General features: G+C 41.0%; 19 protein-coding genes and 1 pseudogene. 5 read left to right on the top strand and 15 right to left on the bottom strand.

The annotated features are described in order from the left end of the window. The first annotated feature begins 126 nt into the window (after positions 1–126). Positions 127–423: a ribosome assembly RNA-binding protein YhbY gene (gene yhbY, locus A1QC_RS07195; RefSeq protein ID WP_017023820.1), complete on the top strand. Its 297-nt coding sequence runs from the start codon at positions 127–129 to the stop codon at positions 421–423. A gap of 82 nt (positions 424–505) precedes the next feature. Here yhbY and greA read toward each other — a convergent pair whose 3' ends face one another. Then, entirely contained in the window at positions 506–979 is a 474-nt protein-coding gene (greA, locus tag A1QC_RS07190; RefSeq protein ID WP_017023819.1) for a transcription elongation factor GreA, read from the bottom strand. A gap of 547 nt (positions 980–1,526) precedes the next feature. Between greA and A1QC_RS07185 the strand changes: the two genes are divergently transcribed. Both A1QC_RS07185 and dacB read left to right on the top strand, forming a co-directional pair. Continuing rightward, positions 1,527–2,570: a porin gene (locus A1QC_RS07185; RefSeq protein ID WP_017023818.1), complete on the top strand. Its 1,044-nt coding sequence runs from the start codon at positions 1,527–1,529 to the stop codon at positions 2,568–2,570. 105 nt (positions 2,571–2,675) lie between these two features. Beyond that, positions 2,676–4,085, top strand: a complete 1,410-nt coding sequence (gene dacB, locus A1QC_RS07180; protein ID WP_017023817.1) for a serine-type D-Ala-D-Ala carboxypeptidase — start codon at positions 2,676–2,678, stop codon at positions 4,083–4,085. 145 nt (positions 4,086–4,230) lie between these two features. Here dacB and carB read toward each other — a convergent pair whose 3' ends face one another. The 8 genes and pseudogenes from carB to ffh all read right to left on the bottom strand — a co-directional run bounded on the left by carB (position 4,231) and on the right by ffh (position 13,763). Then, complete coding sequence (gene carB, locus A1QC_RS07175) at positions 4,231–7,461, bottom strand: carbamoyl-phosphate synthase large subunit (RefSeq protein ID WP_017023816.1); 3,231 nt, start codon at positions 7,459–7,461, stop codon at positions 4,231–4,233. Positions 7,462–7,474: 13 nt separating this feature from the next. Further along, positions 7,475–8,614, bottom strand: a complete 1,140-nt coding sequence (gene carA, locus A1QC_RS07170) for a glutamine-hydrolyzing carbamoyl-phosphate synthase small subunit (protein ID WP_017023815.1) — start codon at positions 8,612–8,614, stop codon at positions 7,475–7,477. A 547-nt stretch (positions 8,615–9,161) separates the two neighbouring features. Beyond that, a pseudogene (gene dapB / locus A1QC_RS07165) lies at positions 9,162–9,972 on the bottom strand (4-hydroxy-tetrahydrodipicolinate reductase). A 158-nt stretch (positions 9,973–10,130) separates the two neighbouring features. After that, complete coding sequence (gene rplS, locus A1QC_RS07160) at positions 10,131–10,484, bottom strand: 50S ribosomal protein L19 (RefSeq protein WP_017023813.1); 354 nt, start codon at positions 10,482–10,484, stop codon at positions 10,131–10,133. Between the two features lie 57 nt (positions 10,485–10,541). Continuing rightward, positions 10,542–11,285, bottom strand: a complete 744-nt coding sequence (trmD, locus tag A1QC_RS07155; protein WP_017023812.1) for a tRNA (guanosine(37)-N1)-methyltransferase TrmD — start codon at positions 11,283–11,285, stop codon at positions 10,542–10,544. 28 nt (positions 11,286–11,313) lie between these two features. After that, complete coding sequence (gene rimM / locus A1QC_RS07150; protein WP_017023811.1) at positions 11,314–11,847, bottom strand: ribosome maturation factor RimM; 534 nt, start codon at positions 11,845–11,847, stop codon at positions 11,314–11,316. Between the two features lie 64 nt (positions 11,848–11,911). Next, complete coding sequence (gene rpsP, locus A1QC_RS07145) at positions 11,912–12,160, bottom strand: 30S ribosomal protein S16 (protein ID WP_017023810.1); 249 nt, start codon at positions 12,158–12,160, stop codon at positions 11,912–11,914. A gap of 220 nt (positions 12,161–12,380) precedes the next feature. Then, on the bottom strand, positions 12,381–13,763 hold the full coding sequence (ffh, locus tag A1QC_RS07140; protein ID WP_017023809.1) for a signal recognition particle protein: 1,383 nt from the start codon (positions 13,761–13,763) through the stop codon (positions 12,381–12,383). A gap of 332 nt (positions 13,764–14,095) precedes the next feature. On the opposite strand from ffh, the gene A1QC_RS07135 reads away from it, so the two are divergent. Then, a complete protein-coding gene (locus A1QC_RS07135) occupies positions 14,096–14,890 on the top strand; it encodes a cytochrome C assembly family protein (protein WP_026025657.1) in 795 nt (264 codons plus the stop codon). An 89-nt stretch (positions 14,891–14,979) separates the two neighbouring features. Further along, positions 14,980–16,263 (top strand): HlyC/CorC family transporter, encoded by a 1,284-nt coding sequence (locus A1QC_RS07130; RefSeq protein WP_017023807.1) that lies wholly within the window; start codon positions 14,980–14,982, stop codon positions 16,261–16,263. A 164-nt stretch (positions 16,264–16,427) separates the two neighbouring features. Here A1QC_RS07130 and luxS read toward each other — a convergent pair whose 3' ends face one another. The 6 genes from luxS to A1QC_RS07100 form a co-directional block, all read right to left on the bottom strand. After that, positions 16,428–16,946, bottom strand: a complete 519-nt coding sequence (luxS, locus tag A1QC_RS07125) for an S-ribosylhomocysteine lyase (protein WP_017023806.1) — start codon at positions 16,944–16,946, stop codon at positions 16,428–16,430. Positions 16,947–16,988: 42 nt separating this feature from the next. Continuing rightward, positions 16,989–17,603, bottom strand: coding sequence for a hypothetical protein (locus tag A1QC_RS07120; RefSeq protein WP_017023805.1), 615 nt, complete (start codon positions 17,601–17,603; stop codon positions 16,989–16,991). 3 nt (positions 17,604–17,606) lie between these two features. Beyond that, positions 17,607–19,178 carry a glutamate--cysteine ligase gene (gshA, locus tag A1QC_RS07115; RefSeq protein WP_026025655.1) on the bottom strand — a complete coding sequence of 524 codons (1,572 nt, stop codon included), beginning with the start codon at positions 19,176–19,178 and terminating at the stop codon, positions 17,607–17,609. A gap of 143 nt (positions 19,179–19,321) precedes the next feature. After that, a complete protein-coding gene (locus A1QC_RS07110) occupies positions 19,322–22,189 on the bottom strand; it encodes a M16 family metallopeptidase (protein ID WP_017023803.1) in 2,868 nt (955 codons plus the stop codon). Continuing rightward, positions 22,190–22,639: a YqaA family protein gene (locus tag A1QC_RS07105; RefSeq protein WP_017023802.1), complete on the bottom strand. Its 450-nt coding sequence runs from the start codon at positions 22,637–22,639 to the stop codon at positions 22,190–22,192. A gap of 9 nt (positions 22,640–22,648) precedes the next feature. Beyond that, complete coding sequence (locus A1QC_RS07100) at positions 22,649–23,602, bottom strand: NADP-dependent oxidoreductase (protein WP_017023801.1); 954 nt, start codon at positions 23,600–23,602, stop codon at positions 22,649–22,651. Between the last annotated feature and the right edge of the window lie 184 nt (positions 23,603–23,786).

Genomic DNA, 23,786 nt, shown 5'->3' with positions numbered 1-23,786 from the left:
GCCCCTGTTATTAGGCACAAATGCAGAAGTTCTAACAGAAACTATTACGGAAATTATAGTCTTCCACTATAGATGGCGTTAAAATAGATGTTTTCAACCCTAATAATATAAAATAATGGCCGCATAATGAACCTAAGCACCAAACAAAAGCAGCACTTAAAAGGACTAGCTCACAGTTTAAAACCTGTAGTGCTAATGGGCGCAAATGGATTAACCGAAGCCGTTCTTGCAGAAATTGAGCTTGCCCTCGACCACCATGAACTGATTAAAATCAAAGTTGCCTCTGAAGACAGAGAAACTAAGCAATTGATTATAGACGCGATTGTTCGTGAAACGAAAGCAGAAAAAGTACAAACCATTGGTAAGGTGCTTGTTTTATACCGCCAAAGCGAACAACGTAAAATCGAAATCCCTCGTAAATAATTCTTTTATTTACCAATAATAGAAAAAGGCCGCTTGATTTGCGGCCTTTTCATTTTTATTTGATTAACAGATGTTTACACAATTAAATGTAATCAACTTTAATAATTTCGAAGTCTTTTTCGCCACCAGGTGTCGAGATAACAACTTCATCACCGTCAAATTTCCCAATAAGCCCACGAGCAATAGGTGAGCTCACTGAAATTTTTCCTGATTTGATATTTGCTTCATCATCACCAACAATTTGATAAGTAACTTCTTTATCGGTATCAATATCTAAAAGCGTTACTGTTGTACCAAAAATAACCTTACCAGTGTTATCCATTTTCGAAACATCAATTACCTGTGCAACAGATAATTTATATTCGATATCTCGAATTTGTGCCTCACAAATACCTTGCTCTTCACGAGCTGCATGGTATTCCGCATTTTCTTTTAAATCACCAAGCTCACGTGCTTCTGCAATTGCTTGAGAAATCAGCGGACGTCGCTTTAATAACACTTCTAATTCTGTTCGTAGTTCTTGCTCACCACGAATTGTCATTGGAACTTTATCCATTTAAACCTCACTCCAACCCTACTCAATAAGAGCGGACTTTGGACAATAAATACCCACTCAACAAAGGCTGAGTAGGTTACGTTGAAATAACTTGTGGTCACAGTGTAAATAAAGTTCTGAATTCAGTCACCTTAAAAGTTGGATTCTCGTCACGCTTTGTTGAAATTGTTTATCTTTTTAGCGAGTACTTAAAAAAATAAAAATTATTTAACCGATGAATTACACGAATAAAAACATAAAAAAATAAAAAAACAGAGCACTAATGAAAAAAGCGAAATACCCACCCAAACCACTGATACAAAACAATAAAAACAAAACAAATCCAATCTCAAAGTAAACAAAAGTCACGATTTTAGTTATTTTTATATCATTTCACTATCGAGAAAGGGAACTTTCGGAGTACAACGTTTAGCAGACAAACTATATGCAAGCTTCTGTATTTTGGCTAAATTATAGTGAATGGTATGCAAGCTTATGCATAACCATACAAAGAATGGTAAAACCGTTCCTTCATTAATGGAAAAGCTAATCAGTTAGGATTAATACAATGAATAAAAAATTACTTGCTCTTGCAGTGGCCGCTGCTTCAGTTTCAACCGCAGCATCAGCAGCAACTATCTATCAAGACGACACTTCTACCCTAAACATGGGTGGTCGTGTTGAAGTTCGTGCTAACTTTTCTGATGCAAACAAAACTGATGCTGATGATAACCAATACAAAGACGCTTCTCGTGTTCGCCTAAACATTGGCGGTGAGCAAAAGCTAAATGATGATATCTCTTTCATCGGTTTTACTGAGTTTGAAATTACAGAAGATCAGTCAGATGCAACTAATTCTGACGACGCATTATTTAACACTCGTTACCTATACGCTGGTGTGAACTCTAAAACATACGGTGGCTTAACTTACGGTCATCAAGATAACGCCTTTACATACCTGACTAACTTCACCGATATGGCTGAAGTATTCAGTGGCTACATCAATGAAAATAACGTAGCAACCTCTGACCGTGCAAACAACGTTTTACGCTACGCTTTCAACACTGAAAAACTGACTATCCAAGCAAGTGTACAAGGTGATTCGGATTCAGATGGCAGCGCATTAACTCAAAACGCAGACGGTTTTGGCGTTATCGGTGCATACAAACTGACTGAGACTTTAGAAGTTGGTTTAGGTTATGCTCAAACGGATGCAAATGACTCTGGCTCTGATGCTGACAGTACTGGCGATAACAACACTTACACTGCAGCAGTTCGTTATACTAACAATGGTATCTTATTAGCAGCAACATACGAAGGCGGTAAAATTGCTCGTTCTTCTGCCGATGAATCAGATTTCGATGCTGCCGATGCTTACGCAGGTTACACCTTTGGTGACAACAACGTAAACATGACGTACAACTACTACAATGCTGACGAAACGTCTTTCAATGAGTACAATGTTAACAACGTTGCACTTGAATATGCTCGTTATTTCGGTAATGCTACTGTTTATGGTGCCTACGCATTTAACCTTCTTTCAGAAAATGATGCTGCTGATAAAGCTCAAACTGAAGATGAATTCCAAGTTGGTTTCCGTTACGCATTCTAATCTAACCATCTCGTTAAATTAGTATAAATGTTTAAAACGCCTACTTATTTAAGTAGGCGTTTTTGTTTATACTCACCCTCTAATTTCTTTTCATGGAATGAACTCATGCGCTTGCTGCTCATTGCTACTGGCTTAACCTACTCTTTTTTTCTTACTGTATCTTCCAGCCTTGCAGCCCCAATTAAACCACATTTTCCCAGTAATGATATTTTACCTTCTGGTACACGTGTGGGATTAATTGCCAAATCTCCAAGCTCAACGCTTCTTTATCAAAATAAAGACATGATGTTTCCACCAGCAAGTACGCTTAAGCTGATCACTGCCCTTGCTGCAAAGCTAGAATTAGGGGATAGCTTTCGCTATCAAACTCAATTAGAAAAAGACGGTAACAACCTTATATTACGCTTTAGTGGCGATCCTAGCTTAACCTCGTCCGATATCGAAAACTTACTCGATAAAGCGAATAACAAGCTTATTAAAGGTGATTTAATCATCGATCAGAATGCCTTTACCGGTTACGAAAAAGGTGTAGGTTGGCCATGGGATATTCTCGGGGTTTGTTATAGCACCCCTTCTAGCGCCATCACTTTAGACGGCAATTGTGTGATGGCATCGATTTACACCAATGCTGATGGTACCACGCGCGTCTTCGCACCAGCTCATCAACCCGTTGTTGTGAGCACTCAAGCGAAGGCAGTTACTCGCCAGCAACAAAAAGATCAATATTGCGAATTAGAACTAGCGACAACACCTGCTAACCATTACCAACTTTCAGGTTGTTTAGTCAAACAAGATAAACCTTTGCCCCTTAACTTTGCGGTGCAAAATTCCTTTTTATATTCTTCTGGTATTTTGCAGCAAATCTTAAAGAAAAAAGGCATAAAGCTCGCAGGTACCATCAAACTTGCAAAGCAGCCCTCAATTTTTGGCAAACCTATCGCCTCTCATAGTTCAGAACCACTGCCAAGCTTGCTTGAACATATGTTAAAAGATTCTGATAATTTATATGCCAATAACCTCTCAAAGACGTTAGGAGCGCATTATTTTAAGCAAGCAGGATCATTTACTAATGGCGCAGAAGCCATTAAGCAAATTTTAAAGAAGAAAGCGAAAATCAATTTAGATGATGCCATTATTGAAGATGGTTCCGGCCTTTCTCGTAATAATCGAATCACCCCAGAACAAATGTATTCCGTACTGAAATACATAAAAGCCCAAGATCATAAACTCGACTTTATTCGATTAATGCCAACCTCAGGTGAAACCGGTACATTAAAATACCGCTCGAGCATGAGAAAAGCCCCCATTAAAGGGCAAATTGTTGCTAAAAGTGGTTCTCTTTTTGCCACTTATAACATGGCCGGTTTCGTATTAGATAAATCAGGCAAACCAAGCACTATGTTTGTTCAATATGTCACCGACTATCACCCACAGAAAAACACCAATCTAGTGCCACCACTGGCTCAGTTTGAACAAAGTTTTTACCAGAATCTAATCAAAGCAACTCAAGAATAAAAAATTACACACCAAGAGAAAACGGAAGACTAATCGATAGTAAACACTCACACTACCTAGCTTCCACTTTGAATTAGCAGCAATAAAAAACCGGTATCAATCAACTTGATACCGGTTTTTATTATTACTTATTAAACGTTTTATTTTACGCTAATGATGCTTTTACTTGTTCATGCAGTTCTTGAACAGAAGTGACCGTATTGCGGTTATCTTCTGAATGTGCCATACAAGTTGCAAACGCTGCATTAAGTGTTGTGGTGTAATTCACTTTTTCTTGGAGTGCGCCACGACGTAACACTTTTGAATCTTCAATTGCTTGACGACCCGCTGCTGTATTTACAATGTAGGTGTATTCATTATTCTTAATACGGTCAAGAATATGAGGACGACCTTCGTGTACTTTATTCACCAAGCGAGGATTAATCCCTGCTTCGCCAAGAATAACCGCTGTACCGTGGGTAGCATCCAATTGATAACCTAGTTTAATTAACTGAGAAGCCAATTCAACCACACGTTTCTTATCTTCTTCACGAACAGAAAGCAGCGCACGTCCACCTTCTGGGTACACATTACCAATACCAAGCTCTGCTTTTGCAAACGCTTGAGCAAAAGTTTTGCCGACACCCATCACTTCACCTGTTGAGCGCATTTCTGGGCCTAACAGTGGATCCACGCCTAAGAACTTGTTAAATGGTAATACAACTTCTTTTACAGAGTAATACGGTGGAATGATTTCTTTAGTAAAGCCTTGTGATGCTAAAGATTGACCAGCCATAACACGGGCAGCAATTTTAGCGAGCGGTGCACCAGTTGCTTTCGATACAAAAGGAACAGTACGTGCAGCACGAGGGTTTACTTCAATCAGGTAAACTTTATTATCTTTTACCGCAAATTGAGTATTCATTAGACCACGAACGCCCAGCTCGAAAGCCAGTTTTTCAACTTGCTCACGCATCACATCTTGAATTTCTTTGCTTAGTGTATAAGCAGGTAATGAACATGCTGAATCACCAGAGTGAACACCGGCTTGTTCGATGTGTTCCATGATGCCACCAATGACGACTTGCTCACCATCACAAATCGCATCAACATCCACTTCTACTGCATCATCAAGGAATAAATCCAGAAGCACTGGAGATTCATTCGATACGCTTACCGCTTCATTGAAGTAGCGACGTAGATCTTGTTCGTCGTATACGATTTCCATCGCACGACCACCAAGAACATAAGAAGGACGAACCACTAACGGATAACCAATTTCACGAGATTTTTCGATCGCTTGTTCCATTGTCGTTACGGTCGCATTTTGTGGTTGTAGCAGACCTAAGCGGTCAACTGCAGTTTGGAAACGCTCACGGTCTTCTGCACGGTCAATTGCATCTGGACTGGTACCAATAATCGGCACACCAGCAGCTTCTAATGCACGCGCCAGTTTCAGTGGTGTTTGACCACCGTATTGTACGATAACGCCTTTTGGCTTCTCGATACGCACGATTTCAAGTACATCTTCCAGTGTAACTGGTTCAAAGTACAAACGGTCAGACGTATCATAATCTGTTGATACGGTTTCAGGGTTACAGTTCACCATGATGGTTTCGTAGCCATCTTCGCGTAATGCTAATGAGGCATGTACACAGCAGTAATCGAACTCGATACCTTGACCGATACGGTTTGGACCACCGCCCAATACCATGATCTTATCGCGGTCAGTTGGGTTTGCTTCACACTCTTCATCGTATGATGAATACATGTAAGCAGTATCGGATGAAAATTCAGCCGCACAGGTATCAACGCGTTTGTAGACAGGGTGAATGTTGTATTGCTCACGAGCACGACGAATTTCACCTTCTGCCACGCCTAGTAGTTTCGCTAAACGCGCATCACCAAAGCCTTTACGCTTCATCTTGCGAAGCACTTCTTCGTTTAGACCTGCGTAACCGCCCGCTTTCACGTCTTCTTCAAGTTTTACTAGCTCTTCGATTTGAACTAGGAACCAACGATCAACATTGGTTAAGTTGAATACGCCGTCAACCGACATGCCCGCACGGAATGCATCGGCGATGTACCAAATACGGTCACAGCCAGCTTCTTTTAGCTCTTGGCGAATTTTAGTGAGTGCATCTGGTGCATCTAAATCCACCATTTCATCAAAGCCATCGCGTCCTACTTCTAGGCCACGTAATGCTTTTTGCAAGGATTCTTGCTGGTTACGACCAATCGCCATTACTTCGCCAACTGACTTCATTTGCGTGGTTAAGCGATCGTTCGCGCCCGCAAATTTTTCAAAGTTGAAACGAGGGATCTTAGTCACAACGTAATCGATAGTTGGTTCAAATGATGCTGGAGTTGCACCACCGGTAATATCATTCATCAATTCATCAAGCGTGTAACCAATTGCCAGTTTTGCTGCAATTTTAGCAATAGGGAAACCAGTTGCTTTTGAGGCTAGCGCAGATGAGCGCGATACACGTGGGTTCATCTCGATGATAACCATACGGCCATCTTTCGGGTTGATACCAAACTGTACGTTTGAACCACCCGTCTCAACACCAATCTCACGTAAAACCGCTAGAGAAGCATTACGCATTAATTGGTATTCTTTATCAGTTAATGTTTGCGCTGGTGCAACAGTGATAGAATCACCTGTGTGAATGCCCATTGCATCGAAGTTTTCAATAGCACAAACGATAATACAGTTATCCGCTTTGTCGCGAACTACTTCCATCTCGTACTCTTTCCAACCGATCAATGATTCATCAATAAGCAGTTCGTGTGTTGGCGAAAGATCAAAGCCACGGTGACAAATTTCTTCAAATTCTTCTTTGTTGTACGCGATACCACCGCCACTACCACCCATGGTGAAAGATGGACGGATAATACAAGGAAAACCAACCATATCGAGAACTTTGTAAGCTTCTTCCATGGTTTTCGCAGTATCAGCACGCGGACATTCAAGACCAATGGATTTCATCGCTTTATCAAAACGAGAACGGTCTTCTGCTTTATCAATCGCATCGGCTGTTGCACCAATCATTTCCACACCGAACTCAGCAAGTACGCCGTGCTTTTCAAGGTCTAATGCACAGTTCAATGCGGTTTGGCCACCCATTGTCGGTAAAACCGCATCTGGACGCTCTTTAGCAATAATGTTGCGAACCACTTCCCAGTGAATCGGCTCAATGTAAGTTGCATCGGCCATTTCAGGATCGGTCATGATCGTCGCAGGGTTCGAGTTTACAAGAATAACGCGATACCCTTCTTCACGCAGCGCTTTACAAGCTTGTGCGCCAGAGTAGTCAAATTCACAGGCTTGGCCGATAACAATTGGGCCAGCGCCTAAAATCAGAACACTTTTTATGTCATTACGTTTTGGCATTCTCTGACTCCGATTACGCTTTATGAGTTTTGATTAATTCGATGAAATGGTCAAACAGTGGCGCTGCATCATGTGGGCCAGGACTTGCTTCTGGGTGTCCTTGGAAACTGAAAGCAGGCTTGTCTGTACGATGAATCCCTTGTAGAGAACCATCAAACAATGACTTGTGCGTGGCACGTAATGTTTCTGGCAGTGTCGCTTCATCAGCAGCAAAACCATGGTTTTGAGAAGTGATCATAACGACATTACGATCTAAATCTTTTACCGGATGGTTGGCACCGTGGTGACCAAACTTCATTTTGATGGTTTTAGCACCTGAGGCAAGAGCAAGAATTTGATGCCCTAAACAAATACCGAACACAGGAAGGTTCTGTTCTAAGAATGTCTTGGTCGCTTCAATCGCGTAAGTACATGGTTCTGGATCACCAGGGCCATTGGATAAGAATACGCCATCTGGATTTAATGCTAATACGTCTTCTGCAGAAGTTTCCGCCGGTACTACCGTTAAACGACAACCACGGTCAACTAACATACGTAAGATGTTACGCTTTGCACCAAAATCATAAGCAACAACATGGTACGGTAATTCTGCATCAGTTTTCGCTTCTGGCAAACCACCCGTTAAGGTCCAAGAACCTTGTTTCCAAGAATACGCTTCTTTGGTTGATACCACTTTGGCTAAATCCATACCTTTAAGACCTGGAAATTCTTTTGCTTTCGCAAGCGCCAGCGCTTCATCTAAGTTACTACCAGCAACAATACATCCGTTTTGAGCACCTTTTTCACGTAATATACGAGTTAGCTTGCGCGTATCGATATCGGCTATGCCAACAATATTTTGTGACTTTAAGTATTCAGAAAGGGTTTGTTCACTGCGGAAATTAGAAGCGATAAGCGGAAGATCACGGATAACTAAGCCTTGAGCATGGATTGCTGAAGATTCTTCATCTTCTGAGTTAGTTCCGGTATTGCCAATATGAGGATAAGTAAGAGTAACGATTTGTTGCGAATAAGAAGGATCAGTGAGGATTTCTTGGTACCCCGTCATCGAGGTATTAAAAACAACTTCTCCGACGGCTGAACCATCTGCTCCAATGGATTGACCGCGGAACACTGTCCCATCTTCTAGGACTAACAGTGCGGAATTACTCAAGATAACCTCCAGAATAAATATGCAAAAAAAATGTATAAGCTTTCGCCTTCATCTTACCAAATGACCAAAATTATGGATTTTAGATAAATTGGCGCTATTCTAAAGATGACTGAGATTTGTGTCAACAAACACTGAAAAAGAAATTGTATATTTAGCACGACTTCATGAAGCTTTTTTTTCAAAGCGACAAAAACAGATCTTTAACTACCTATTTCCTTTCATTTAATCATGATCTATTATTTTTGAACTTCGCTGACGTTATTTTCATCAAAGAAAATGCAAACCAAGCAAAAATAGACTAATAAATCGAACTTAACTGTAATTTTTACCCACCTCGCAAAGAAAACAACATGAAACACCAATAAAAACACAAATAAAAATTACGCAATCGATTCTTTCATGCCACTAAAATAAAAAAACCACAACAAAAAATTGCTGTGGTTTCCATCAATTTCAACTGATTTAGCTAAAAATAAAATTTCAACATAATGCATATTAGTGCGAATGATGGCAATACATAAAGTATTCACCCAATCGTTTGCTATGTTTATAGTTCATTCAAACCTAGCACATCTTGCATGCTATAAAATCCAGTCGACTTGCCATTCAACCAAACTGCGGCTTTAATCGCACCGTTAGCAAAAGTCATTCTATCTGTTGCTTTATGAGTGATTTCGACTCGCTCGCCAATATCAGGCAAACATGGCAGTATGCTCACCAATGATATCACCGGCACGAATCGTCGCAAAACCAATTTCATCTTTTGTACGCTCACCGGTAATGCCTTCTCTAGCATACACGGCGACATCGCTTAATTTATTTCCCATAGCATCAGCTATCGCTTCGCCCATCCCTAAAGCAGTGCCTGATGGCGCATCTACTTTATGACGATGGTGAGCTTCAATCACTTCAATATCACAGTAGTCCCCCATAACCTTGGCTGCTTTTTCTAACAACTTAAACATAAGGTTAACCCCTACGCTGTAGTTGGGCGCCATGACGATAGCAATATCCTGCGCGGCTTGATCAATCAGAATTTTTTCTTCTTCAGAGAAGCCAGTTGTACCAATAACAATTTTCTTGCCATGCTGCTTACATAATTCAATATTCGCAAGCGTACTCACGGGAGCGGTGAAATCCACAATCACATCAAACTCAGAAATGACTGAAGATAGATCATCAACCAGTGCGATTTCAAACTTACCTTCACCACATAACTCCCCAATATCAACACCAACAAGTGATGACTCCGGTCTTTCTGAACCTGCTCCAACTTGAGCATTAGGATTTAAGTGGGTAGCTTTCACTAAATTACGGCCCATTCGACCTGCTGCGCCTGCAATCGCAATACGAACCATTGCGTCTCTCTCCTTTGATAAAATCATTTATGGGAATGTAGCGTTTTTGAGCGTGAATGGAAAGGGGTTCATGCACATCCTAGCTTCCAGTCACTGAGCCACGCATAAAAAAACGGGCCCCAAATGGGACCCGTTTATCTTTGAGAACGCAGCGTGCGTTACTTTTTAGCCAACTTCTCTTTGATACGAGCTGACTTACCAGAACGCTCACGTAGGTAGTACAACTTGGCACGACGTACTGCACCACGACGCTTAACTTCAATGCTATCAACCATTGGAGAGTGAGTTTGGAAAGCACGCTCAACACCTTCACCGTTCGAGATTTTACGAACTGTAAATGCTGAGTGAAGACCACGGTTACGCTTAGCGATAACAACGCCTTCGAATGCCTGTAGACGCTCACGGTCGCCTTCTTTAACTTTAACCTGAACTACAACAGTGTCACCTGGTGCAAATGCAGGGATATTTTGTTTCATTTGCTCTTCTTCAAGAGCCTTGATGATATTACTCATGTGTCTATTTCCTAGATTAAACTGATACTAAATTTATTAGGCTTTGCTTTTATCTTCCTAAGAAGATGGCTGCTCTTTAATGAACTGCGCCAGCAATAATTCCTGTTCGTCAGTCAGAGCTAGGTTTTCCAGAAGCTCTGGTCTTCTAAGCCAAGTACGGCCCAGCGATTGCTTTAATCGCCAGCGACGAATGTCCTCATGATTTCCGGAAGTCAGTACCGATGGCACTTTCTCATCGTTTAACATTTCTGGACGTGTGTAGTGCGGACAATCCAACAAACCATTTGCAAAAGAATCTTCTTCTGCTGACGCAAAATCCCCCAGCACTCCCGGAACAAACCGAGAAACGGAATCAATTAACGTCATGGCTGGGATTTCCCCACCCGTCATTACAAAATCTCCAATTGACCATTCTTCATCAACGTAAGTTTTTATAATGCGCTCATCTACTCCTTCATAGCGGCCACAAATAAGAATTAAATTCTCATTGGTTGCCAACTCTTCAACACCTTGCTGATCGAGCTTTCGACCTTGAGGTGATAAGTAAATGACTTTCGCCTTTTCCGGTGCGGCTTGTTTGGCTGCATCAATGGCATCGCTCAAAGGCTGAACCATCATTAACATGCCAGGACCACCACCGTAAGGTCTATCATCAACAGTGCGATGTTTATCATGGGTGAAATCACGAGGATTCCATGTTTCCAATGATAAAAGACCTTTTTTTACCGCTTGACCAGTAACACCAAACTCAGAAACGGCTCGGAACATTTCGGGAAACAGGCTAATTATGCCAATCCACATTGCGTTACTCGCTTATCTTGTTAGGTGTCTAGAATCCAGGATCCCAGTCAACTTCGATCCGTTGAGCTTCACGATCAACGTTTTTGATCACTTGCTCTTCAAGAAACGGGATTAAGCGTTCCTTTTGGCCAAAAGCATCTTTTAAATTCGCTTTCACCACCAAAACATCATTTGAGCCAGTTTCCATCAAGTCCGTAACTTCACCAAGGTGATAGCCATTTGTTGAGTAAACTTGCATACCAAACAATTCGCGCCAGTAGAATTCTTCTTCTGACAGTTTAGGTAATGAAACAGGGTCGATTAAAATTTCAATATTCGCATAAAGCTGAGCTTCTTCACGAACATCAATGCCTTCAAGCTTACACACATAACCATTGTTATGACGTTTCCAGCTTTCGACTTTACATTCAACCAACTCACCCTTTTGTTTTATAAACCAAGGGGAATAATCAAAAATACTTTCGCCGTTGTCGGTATAGGAAAAAACTTTAAGCCAACCACGAATGCCGTAAGAAGAACCAAGCTTACCTACTACAATTTTTTCGTTTTGTTGTGAACTCATTGTTTTTACCTTTAACCTATACAACTCAATTGCGTACTAATTAGATTGTGTACAAAAGTCAGCATTACGCTGCTTTTTGTGCATCTTTAACTAATTTAGCAACGCGGTCAGATACAGATGCGCCTTGACCAACCCAATGGTTAACGCGATCTAGGTCTAAACGTAGACCTTCTTCTTGACCTTGAGCAGTAGGGTTAAAGAAACCTACGTTTTCAATGTAGCGACCAGTTGATGCACAACGGCTGTCTGCTACAACGATTTGATAAAATGGACGCTTTTTAGCGCCGTGACGTGCCAAACGAATGGTAACCATGTCGTCCTCTTTTGCTTTCTCAATAAATAAATTAGCCCCAATAACGTGTCTTTCGTAATACAAAAAACATACTGGGGCCTCGTGCCAAAATAAAGCCCCCGAATTTTACTCTTATTCAGAGTCAATGCAAGGGCTTTAGTTATCTTTCTACCGCTTGTTTCTAGAATGCGTTATGTGACACGCTTCACAGGTAATTTCAAACGATTAAATTAAATAGTGATTAACGGCCGAAACCACCCATTCCGCCCATACCACCGCCGCCGCCCATCATGCCTTGCATGTTGCGCATCATGCCTTTCATTCCACCTTTTTGCATTTTCTTCATCATTTTTTGCATTTGGGTGAATTGTTTCAGCATACGGTTTACATCTTGTACTTGTGTACCAGAACCGGCTGCAATCCGTTTTTTACGAGAGCCTTTAATTAACTCAGGATGTTCACGCTCTTTCATGGTCATCGAATTGATCATCGCTTCCATCTGGCTGAACATTTTGTCATCAACTTGATCTTTCACATTGGCAGGTAAATTTCCCATGCCAGGCAATTTATTCATCATGCCTGCCATACCACCCATGTTTTTCATTTGTCCAAGCTGTTCACGGAAATCTTCTAGATCGAAGCCTTTCTTCTGCTTGAACTTTTTCGCCATTTTTTCTGCTTTTTCTTTATCGACATTACGCTCAAGATCTTCGATTAAAGAAAGAACATCACCCATTCCTAAAATGCGTGAAGCCACACGATCAGGGTGGAAAGCTTCTAAAGCATCGGTTTTCTCACCGACACCTAAGAACTTAATTGGTTTACCCGTGATATGACGAACAGAAAGTGCAGCACCACCACGAGCATCACCATCAACCTTGGTTAAGATCACCCCCGTTAACGGCAGTGCATCACCAAAAGCTTTCGCTGTATTCGCCGCATCTTGGCCTGTCATGGCATCAACAACAAATAAGGTTTCTACTGGGTTGATTGCCTGATGCAGATCTTTGATTTCTGTCATCATGTCTTCATCGATAGCAAGACGACCCGCAGTATCGAGAATCACAACATCGTAGAATTTTTTCTTCGCGTGATCGATAGCTGCATTGGCAATATCTATCGGCTTTTGATCCGCGCTCGATGGGAAGAAATCGGTACCGACTTCGTTGGCTAACGTTTCAAGTTGCTTGATCGCCGCAGGACGGTAAACATCGGCAGAAACGACCAGTACTTTTTTCTTATCACGTTCAGTTAATAACTTAGACAGTTTACCGACACTGGTGGTTTTACCGGCACCTTGTAGACCCGCCATTAAGATGACAGCTGGCGGTTGAGCCGCTAAATTTAACGCTTCATTTGACTCGCCCATCACAGCTTCAAGCTCAGCTTGAACGATTTTGATGAACTCTTGACCTGGCGTCAGTGATTTAGAAACTTCAATACCAACGGCACGCTCTTTCACTTGCTTTACGAAATCACGAACAACAGGTAATGCAACGTCAGCTTCAAGCAATGCCATGCGAACTTCACGCAGCGTGTCTTTAATATTGTCTTCTGTTAATCGACCTTTACCGCTGATGTTTTTCAGCGTACTGGATAGTCTTTCCGTTAAATTATCAAACATGATTGGGCCTAAATAAACATTCTAATGTCGTTGAGAATAGCTAATAAATGGGTTGCGAAGTCTAACAATGCAACTGATGTTATGCCTTTTCTTGCTATTTTCTTACTTAAATTGGTATTTTCACTATATACAATTGCTGACAGTATAACGAGGCTGTAGCTATGTTTCACTGACTTTCACTATATTGTCTATTTTTTCTGCTTTTATGCTGCGAATATTCTGTTATGAAATGCTAGTATGAGTTTTTTAGACTCAGATACGAAACCATACATAGCCCCTACCGAAAGAGCGAGTTATAATCTTTCATTCAATGGATTTATTAAATGAGTAATATGGAAAACCTGCTTTCAATTATCGCTGTTGTTTTTTACTTTGCAGCTACTTGTATGATCGTTCCTGGGCTCGTACACAGTTCTGGCATTCGTATAAAGCTGGTCTTTACGCTGGCGATTCTCGCGATTAGTACTCATGGATGGTTAATCAGCGATCTTATCATCAATCCAAATGGACAAAATTTAAGCATTCTCAATGTTGCTTCATTGATTGGCTTTATCATCTGTTTGGTATTAAGTATCTCTATGTGGAAAACAAGGCTGTGGTTCTTACTGCCTGTCGTGTATAGCTTTTCAGCCATTAACTTAGCGGCAGCAAATTTCTTACCCAGTACTTTCATGACTCACTTTGAGGGGAGAATAGAGTTACTGATCCATATTAGTATCGCGTTATTTGCTTACTCAACCTTAATGATTGGTGCGTTATATGCACTACAACTGGCTTGGCTTGATCACCAGTTAAAAAGCAAAAAATCCATTATCATTAACCCTAATTTACCGCCTTTAATGATGGTTGAACGCCACTTATTCAAAATCATTTTAATTGGAACGCTACTGCTCACTGCAACATTAGTGACTGGTGCAATTTATGTTGATGGGATGTTTGCTCCCCCGAATGCACATAAGGCTGTATTGTCGTTTGTTGCTTGGGCCTTGTATTGCATTTTATTATGGGGACATTACCAACAAGGTTGGCGTGGTAGAAAAGTTTTATGGCTTTCTATCTCTGGAGCCACTTTATTAACACTGGCCTATTTTGGCAGTCGTTTCGTTCGAGAAATAATTTTACACTAATTAGTCGAGCTTAATTACCCCTAACTATTGACAGGGTAATCAGATTTCGTCATAACTGCTATGTCTAATAATCAAAGGAAAACCTAAGTTTGGGTGATATATCAACAGGGCTGCTGTTTAGCCTGCTTGCAATTTTAATCCTTATCTCTGCCTATTTCTCTAGTTCAGAAACCGGCATGATGTCGCTAAACCGCTATCGTTTACGTCATTTAGCCAACCAAGGCCACAAAGGCGCTAAGCGAGTAGAAAAACTTCTTGAAAGACCGGATCGCTTAATTGGCTTAATTCTAATTGGCAACAACTTAGTCAATATATTAGCTTCAGCCATTGCCACCATTATCGGTATGCGTTTATATGGCGATTATGGTGTGGCGATCGCAACCGGTGTTTTAACTTTAGTTATTTTAGTTTTTGCGGAAATCACCCCAAAAACATTAGCGGCGCTTTACCCTGAAAAAGTGTCATACACCAGCAGTATATTATTACGCTTATTAATGAAAGTGATGGCCCCATTGGTTGTCATGGTAAATATCATTACTAACGGTTTACTTCGCTTACTCGGTATTAAAGCCGATGAAGTTGCAGGTGATCATTTAAGTTCTGAAGAGCTTCGTACTGTGGTAAATGAAGCTGGCAGCCTGATCCCTCGTCGTCACCAAGATATGCTGATCTCCATTTTGGATCTGGAGCATGTCACAGTAAATGACATTATGGTTCCTCGTAATGAAATCACGGGTATTGATATCAACGACGATTGGAAATCAATTGTGCGCCAGTTAACCCACTCCGCTCATGGCCGTGTGGTTTTATATCGCGACCATATTGATGAAGTTGTGGGTATGCTACGTTTGCGTAAAGCTTATCGTTTAATGCTTGAAAAGAATGAGTTTAATAAAGAGACCTTATTACGAGCAGCGGATGAAGTGTATTTCATCCCAGAAGCCACACCGTTGAATGTTCAGTTGCTTAAATTCCAGCGCAATAAAGAGCGTATTGGCATGATTGTCGATGAATATGGCGACATCATTGGTTTGATTACTCTTGAAGATATTTTAGAAGAGATTGTGGGGGAGTTTACGACTTCCATGTCCCCTAGCCTTACCGATGAGATCACGCCACAAAGTGATGGTAGTTACTTAATGGAAGGCAGTGCTAATGTTCGAGATATTAATAAAGGGTTAAACTGGAAGTTACCGACCGATGGCCCACGGACTCTTAATGGTTTGATTTTAGAGCACTTGGAAGATATTCCTGAAAGTTATCTCAGCATTGAAATTGCCAATCATAAAATGGAATTAATTGAGATTGCCGAAAATAAAATCAAGTTAGTAAAAGTGTACCCTTCGAAGAAGAAAGTGAAGAAGAAGCATTAATCAACTGAGCCTCGTTGTTCGGGCTCTGCACTGCACGTTTATCGTGCTGAAAGATAAAGCAGTATAAATAGAAATAGCCCTTAACTCTAAAAAGCTAAGGGCTATTTTTATAACGGTTCTAGAATAGAGTTAAAAGAAGTTGAGCTTTTTAGCTCCGAACAACATTAATCTACTTTTAGTTCTTGTAGCATTGAATCAGGCAACGCTAATTCATCATTTTTATTCACACTAATGCCTGCAGCAATAATGTTTTTTGCAATCTCTTGTGCTTCCGTTAATGAATGCATTGAATATGTACCACATTGATATTCATTCAACTCTGGGATCTTATTTTGATCTTCAACTTTAAGCACATCTTCCATTGCTGCCAACCAAGAATCAGCGACCAATTGTTCGCTTGGCGTGCCAATCAAACTCATATAGAAACCAGTACGACAGCCCATTGGTGAAATATCAATAATCTCAACATTTGATCCATTCAAATGTGCTCGCATAAAACCAGCGTAAAGATGTTCTAAAGTATGGATACCTTTTTCAGACAAGATATCTTGGTTTGGTATGCAAAAACGTAAATCGAATACAGTAATGGTATCCCCTTTTGGCGTTTGCATAGTCTTCGCAACACGTACTGCAGGTGCTTGCATACGTGTATGGTCAACGGTAAAACTATCTAATAGAGGCATTGCTGTTTTCTCCTAATATTATTTATTGCTTCCGGCTGCGCTTTAAAAAAACCAGCTACGGTTACTGTCTAATTCGGCTTTGCATTGTTTTAGCTGCCAGCCATAATTTTTTGCGGTTTGGTCAACACGTCTTGCCACTTTAAGTAAGTTAGGTTTACGTGTATAGGATTTTCGTTTAAAGCCACCACGGCCTTCATGGTAGGCTAAATATTGGCTATAGGCATCCCACTTTGAAATGCCTAAGGTTTTTTGGCTACCGTCGATATACCAACCAATAAACATAATGGCATCACCAAAATCGCTTCTTGAAGACCAGGAACTGACTTGATCTTGATATTCAGACCAGACAGGATCTTGGGCTTGAGCGTAACCATACGCACTGCTGACACGCCCCCAAGGAATGAAACCTAAAGCGTAATAACGAGGGGGTTTTGCATCACCAACATAAGCGCTTTCTTGTTTCATAAAGGCCATCGATATTTGAATAGGGACACCAAAGGCGTCTTGCATATCTAAGGCGTCATCATACCAATCTGGATATTCACGAAAAATATCACATAAGTTTTCTTGATTCTTGGGCGGTGACGTTGCACAACCTGATAATACAACCAAGCTGAGAACACTGAATAGCACTTGCCACAACAATCGATTCTTCATCTTTTACATTTTCACTAAATAAGAAAAGTATTGTTCTAAAAACTCATCAAAGCCTTGTTTATCCGATGCTTCAATCTCGTTTTGCTCTTGACGAGAGCGGACAACTTCATCTTCCATCATCGCTTGATTGTAGACTTGATATGGATGCGCTAATAGCTCGTCACGATATTGAGTGCCTAAATCACAACCTACTTTGCCAATACCACCGGCTTGTTTGATGTCATTTAAAAGACGTCCTGATATGGTCAGTTCTGGGTTATCAATCCAACCCACTAACGTGGCACACGTATCTTGGTATTCTGTTCCACCATGAGCTTTATCCATCTCAATGGCAATTTGGTTTAGCTGTTCAAACATCTGCTTACCCCAATATTCCAATGAGCTAGGTTGTTGATCACAGCATAACTTAAATTCAAGTCCCGGCTTGCGACCTTCTAAAATGATACTATTCCAATTACCACGCCAGCATTCTAAATCACCATCTTTCATTGGTGCAGAGTCTTTCATACCACACCATGCAACAAACAAATCTAGAAATTGAACTTGTTGTTTCGAAACCCCAATTGGGCTGTATGGATTAACATCTAATGAACGTACTTCGATATATTCAACACCGCCACGCTTTAGGGCTTCTGATGGTTTTTCACCATTTTTAGCAACACGCTTTGGGCGAATTGGTGCATACAATTCATTTTCGATCTGTAAAACATTGCTATTTAACTGGCGATGCTCACCATCGACTTTTACACCTAATTCAGCAAAACGAAAAGATGGTTTATGCATGGCTTGCTGTAGGCCAGCAAGATACTCATCAAGGCTATTAAAGCCAATTTTCAAATCACTTTGGGCGCTATTGGTATACCCCAAGTCACTTAAACGCAAGGCAGTAGCGTACGGTAAGTACAAGGTCTTCCCGATATTATCAAAATTAAGCCCAGTTTCACGCCCTTGGATAAACGAAGGGCATAATGCAGGAGATGCACCAAATAGGTACGGAATGATCCAGCCATAACGGTAATAGTTACGAATTAACCCAAAGTAACCTTCCGACTTGCTATCAGCCCTTTCTTGTTCAGTTTGCTCGCCATGAAGGCTATCCCAATAACTTTCTGGGAATGAGAAGTTAAAATGCACACCTGAAATAATTTGCATCAAACTGCCGTAACGATGCTTTAACCCTTGGCGATATAAATTCTTCATACGCCCAGCATTAGACGTTCCGTATTCAGCTAGTGGGATTTTTTCTTCATCACTAACAAAACATGGCATCGACATTGGCCATAATTTTTCATCACCCATTTTAGTCATCGTAAAATGGTGCACATCTTTCAACTGGTTCAGTAATACGTCAACGTCATTAGACACTGGAGTAATGAATTCGAGTAGAGACTCCGAGAAATCAGTCGTAATCCATTGGTTGGTTAAAGCTGAACCTAAATCTTTAGGATGAGGCGTTAAGGCAAGATGATCATCAAGGTCATATCGTAAAGCTTCACGCTCAATTCCGCGGCCAAATTGCTTAAAAGTTTTAGGGTTCTTTGCAACTTGTTGAAGTCGTGCAGAAAAGTCGGTCAAAATAGCACTCACTTATGTGGTTTGAGATCCGAGTAGGATAGTCATTCTTGAAGATAAATACTATCAGCAAAATCTGATAGCAATATAAAAGCATAAGGTACACCTATCATAATCGGATGTACCCTACACTTTATTTATGGGCGTTAGCGCTTAACTTCAAGGGGTTTGATAGGAATTCCTAACTTTTTAAGCTCTGGAGTTAAACGTTTTGCATCACCCACCACGATGATCTGAAAATCTTGAGGTTGAAACCATTTCTTTGCTTCACTATCTAAAACAAACTTATCTACGGTCTGCAATATTTCCGCTTTCTTCGCAATGTAATCATCAGGTAAAGAATAGTCTAAAATCGAGGATAATAAGCCTGCCTTTTGAGAAGGCGTTTCATACTTCAACGCGTCTTGTTGGCCAACAGCAAGTCGCATAAAGCTCAACTCTTCATCGGTCATTCCTTTATCGCTGTAGTTTTTCATCTCTTGGATAAACTCATGAATCGAGGCTGCAGTGGCATCGGCTCTTACTTGCGCATTAAATAACACAAGTCCAGTTTCTTTAGTGCCGTAAACCCCACCACTCGCGCCATAGGTATAACCTTTATCCTCACGCAAATTTTGGTTTATTCGGCTATTAAAATTACCACCTAAGTTGTAATTAGCCAGTTGCGTTAGATACATCTCACCAGTTGGATCATATGGCATGCCTATACGAGCAATACGCACTATACTTTGAGGAGCATTAGGTTGATCGACCAAGTAAATACTTTGCCCTTGGGGTGGATCGATATTACCAATCGCGGCCATTAGAGGTTTCGCGCCCTTCGCTTGCCAACTATTTAAAAAGCCAAGACTTTGTTTCGCCGTTGCCTCATCAACATCCCCCACTACGACAACATTTGAACCATCCGGAATGTAATACTTTTTATAAAAGTCTTGCACATCTTGTAAGGTCAAGCTCTTAACTGAAGCCAGAGAACCATTACCATCTCGGTCAAACAGCGTACCTTGATATAAGACTTGCTTCGTCGCTTGGGAAGCTAACCAAGACGGTTTTTGATGCTCATAAACCAAGCCTTGAATACTTTGATTTTTTATTCTAGAAAAGTCACTGGTATTGAATGCCGGCTGAAAGAGCATTTCATTGGCAATGGTTAATGTTTTCTCTAGGTTCTTGGTTAGTGATGTGATCACTAAACTCGATTGATATCCGCCCGATGAGAAACTAATGCTACTACCAAGTTGATCTAGCTGTTGTTGTAGCACTTCGCTAGAGCGTTGCTTTGTGCCTTCATTGAGCATTTGTGCGGTTAAACCCGCTAATCCTTCTTTTCCTTTAGGTACATAACGATTACCGGCTGGGAAAGAGACTTCAATTGCTACCGTTGGTGTTTCGTTTGTTTGTGTTCCTAACACCTTAATTCCATTATCCAATTCAAAGCGATACAACGGTGGCATCGTTCCAGATACAGGTTGAGAGACTGGCGGGATCACAGAACGATCAAAGCTATCTTTAGGTTCCCTAATCTCTAATTGATCATCGGTAATTTTAGGATAGTTTGGCAAATCTCTAGCAGAAGGCGTAAAGTTGGATGGTTTAACCGCTAACTGTGTTTGTTTTTTAGGTACAACACTTAACACAACTTTATGTTTACCATCCACAAACTGATTATAGGCATCAACGACAGATTGCGGCGTTACTGTACGTAAATCATCAAGTTCAGTTTGCAGACGATCAGGTTGACCATAGAACGTTTGATTGGCCGCAAGTTGAGATACTTTGCCGCTCACACTTTGCAATGCGTAAATAGTACTAGCTTCTGCTTGTCCCATAATCGCATCAAGTTGTTCTTGCTTCACACCATTGGCTTTAACATCGTTCAATGCTTGCAGTAGATCTTGATATATCGGTGTCAAATCTCCCTTTTCACCAGAATCACCCATCGCATACACGTATAAAGTACATGAAAGCTCAGCACAATCTTGGAAGGCACCCGCATCGATCGCTTTTTGTGTTTTCACCAATTTTTGATAGAGGATACTGTTTTTACCATCCCCTAGAATAGAGGCTAGGGCATTCACCGAGACTTGTGATTGGTCTCCACGGTATTTGGTTGGGAAAGCCATCATCACCATAGGCTGTTGAATTCTATCTTCTAATGTAATAAATCGGTCTTCTGGTAAATCCACCGGTTGCTTTGGTGCATTAACCACGGCTGGACCTTTTGGTATCGTTCCAAAATATTTATTGACCCATTCAAGTGTCTTCGCTTCATCGATATCGCCACCAATAGTAAGCACCGCATTATTAGGGCCATACCAACGTAAGAAGAAAGCTTTTAAGTCATTAACATCGACGCGATCCAGATCTTGTACATAGCCAATAGTTTGCCATGAATAAGGATGATTTTTAGGGTATAAGGCTTCGCCTATTTTTTCGTAAACAAGCCCATAAGGACGGTTATCATAATTCTGTCCACGTTCATTTTTTACGGTATCACGCTGAATTTCAAATTTACGTTGAGAAACCGCGTTCACTAAAAAGCCCATACGATCTGATTCTAACCACAGCATTTTTTCTAATTGATTTGAGGGTACTGTTTCAAAATAATTGGTCCGGTCACGATTGGTTGTTCCATTTAAGGTTCCACCTGCTTCAGTGACAATTTTAAAATGCTGTTGATCGCCAACATGTTCAGAACCTTGGAACATCATATGCTCAAAAAAGTGAGCAAAACCTGAGCGGCCGATTTGTTCACGAGCCGAACCAACATGATAAGTCACATCAACGTGCACTAAAGGATCGGAATCATCTGGTGAGAGAATCACGGTTAGCCCGTTATCCAATTGATATTTTGAATAAGGTATCGAGACCTTTCCTAACTCAGAAGGCTTAGATTCAACAAAATGCACACCTTTTGGAAGCGGCTCTGATGGCTTATTCGAGTTTTCTTGATCGGTGAATAATGAACACCCTGCAAGTACTGAAAAGCATAAACCCATAACGAGCTTTTTCATCTACATTAATCCTTTAAATATCATGACAAGGAAAGCATAACGAAGTCCTTTACCGACCCCAATCGCTAACAAACACAACCAACCATTCATTCGTAGCCAGCCTGCAGCCACACATAATGGGTCACCGAAAATAGGCACCCAACTCATCAATAAAGCCCAATAACCATAGCGTTGAATCCAAGCTTCTAGTTGTAGACCTTTTTTTTGCTTCAATGTTCGATTTGGTAAAAATGCTCCGAGAAAATAATTTGTCATTCCCCCCAAGGTATTACCTAACGTTGCTACCACGACCACCGTTAATGTAGAAAGCTGATCTAAATTTAATGCGGCGTATAAACTTAACTCTGAGCTTCCTGGGAGCAAGGTAGCACTTAAGAAGCCAGATAGAAATAAAACCAACAAAGGATCATTGGAAAACAATAGGTGCAATTGTTGGTATAAATCTGACACTGAAGAAGATTACATTTGCATATCGAGTAAGATCTTACCACGAGCATGACCACTTTCAATTTTCAAGTGAGCCTGTGCAACTTCATTCATCGCAAAGCATTGTTCAACTTCAACTTTTAACATTCCAGCACTGATCAATCCAAGTAATTCTTCGAGTTGAACCGTATCAGGTTCAACTAACATACCCATGCCAATAATACCCAGCTCAGCAGCATGTGAACACACCATTGAAGAGGTTATAGTGGGAACTGTAATCACTCGGCTCCCAGGGTGCAAACAGGCCATCGCTTTAATTGCAGCTTCACCACCAACCAAGTCGATCATCACATCTACGTGATTAAGTGCTTCAAGCTCACTCGGATTGTTATAATCAATTGCGGTGCCGCCTAGTATTTCAATATAAGATTTATTGTCTTCACAGCAAGTTGCATATACCTTGGTTTTCGCGGCAACCGCAATTTGCACGGCAATATGACCAACGCCACCTGCGCCAGCTAAAATCAATACGGTTTCACCTGATTGTATTTGCGCTTTTTCCAATGCTTGCGCAGCCGTTTGCCCTGCTAATGGGATAGCTGCAGCAGCTTTTAAGGAAATGTCTTCTGGCACTAAAGCCAGTTCGGTTTCAGAAACGCACAAATATTGACTGTAGCCACCGCCACGTAATGGGAATCCAATAAAGCCCGACACCATATCATTTAAATTAAATTTTTCACTGCCAATGCCTTGTTTCACCACAACGCCAGAAACGTCATAGCCAGGCGTCCATGGTAAATTATTTTTATTGTGCTCTGCAGCCCAGCCAATACCAGCGCGAGTTTTCACATCAATTGGATTCACGCCTGAAAAAGCAACTTTGACTAGCACTTCGCCAGCTTGTGGTTGAGGGATCTCTGTCGTGAGAATATTAAGTTGTTCTGGACCACCAAATTGCGAAATTACGATTTGTGCATTTGAAGACATATTTTTTTGTCCTTTAAAAATATCCGGCAAGGCGACGATAAGTAGCCAGTCTAATTTAACCCTATCTCATTGACCATTAAGAATTACATCAAGTCACTCAATAATCTATATCTAGTAGCGAAATAGCAAAAAAGCCCTACACAAATGTGCAGGGCTTCAAAATATGGTGCGCGCGGGAGGATTC

Origin of the sequence: Vibrio rumoiensis 1S-45 (assembly GCF_000286955.2) — a bacterium.
Classification (GTDB): domain Bacteria; phylum Pseudomonadota; class Gammaproteobacteria; order Enterobacterales; family Vibrionaceae; genus Vibrio; species Vibrio rumoiensis_A.
The sequence above is the reverse complement of the archived record's forward strand: the minus strand, read 5'-3'. Positions and strand labels throughout refer to the sequence as shown.

Excerpts from the sequence above, each read along its gene's own strand:
- luxS (WP_017023806.1), bottom strand. The coding sequence starts at position 16,946 with ATGCCTCTATTAGATAGTTTTACCGTTGACCATACACGTATGCAAGCA.
- trmD (WP_017023812.1), bottom strand. The coding sequence starts at position 11,285 with ATGTGGATTGGCATAATTAGCCTGTTTCCCGAAATGTTCCGAGCCGTT.
- A1QC_RS07100 (WP_017023801.1), bottom strand. The coding sequence starts at position 23,602 with ATGTCTTCAAATGCACAAATCGTAATTTCGCAATTTGGTGGTCCAGAA.
- yhbY (WP_017023820.1), top strand. The coding sequence starts at position 127 with ATGAACCTAAGCACCAAACAAAAGCAGCACTTAAAAGGACTAGCTCAC.
- rpsP (WP_017023810.1), bottom strand. The coding sequence starts at position 12,160 with ATGGTTACCATTCGTTTGGCACGTCACGGCGCTAAAAAGCGTCCATTT.
- A1QC_RS07185 (WP_017023818.1), top strand. The coding sequence starts at position 1,527 with ATGAATAAAAAATTACTTGCTCTTGCAGTGGCCGCTGCTTCAGTTTCA.
- A1QC_RS07110 (WP_017023803.1), bottom strand. The coding sequence starts at position 22,189 with ATGAAAAAGCTCGTTATGGGTTTATGCTTTTCAGTACTTGCAGGGTGT.
- greA (WP_017023819.1), bottom strand. The coding sequence starts at position 979 with ATGGATAAAGTTCCAATGACAATTCGTGGTGAGCAAGAACTACGAACA.
- dacB (WP_017023817.1), top strand. The coding sequence starts at position 2,676 with ATGCGCTTGCTGCTCATTGCTACTGGCTTAACCTACTCTTTTTTTCTT.
- A1QC_RS07135 (WP_026025657.1), top strand. The coding sequence starts at position 14,096 with ATGGAAAACCTGCTTTCAATTATCGCTGTTGTTTTTTACTTTGCAGCT.
- rplS (WP_017023813.1), bottom strand. The coding sequence starts at position 10,484 with ATGAGTAATATCATCAAGGCTCTTGAAGAAGAGCAAATGAAACAAAAT.
- carB (WP_017023816.1), bottom strand. The coding sequence starts at position 7,461 with ATGCCAAAACGTAATGACATAAAAAGTGTTCTGATTTTAGGCGCTGGC.
- ffh (WP_017023809.1), bottom strand. The coding sequence starts at position 13,763 with ATGTTTGATAATTTAACGGAAAGACTATCCAGTACGCTGAAAAACATC.
- A1QC_RS07120 (WP_017023805.1), bottom strand. The coding sequence starts at position 17,603 with ATGAAGAATCGATTGTTGTGGCAAGTGCTATTCAGTGTTCTCAGCTTG.
- rimM (WP_017023811.1), bottom strand. The coding sequence starts at position 11,847 with ATGAGTTCACAACAAAACGAAAAAATTGTAGTAGGTAAGCTTGGTTCT.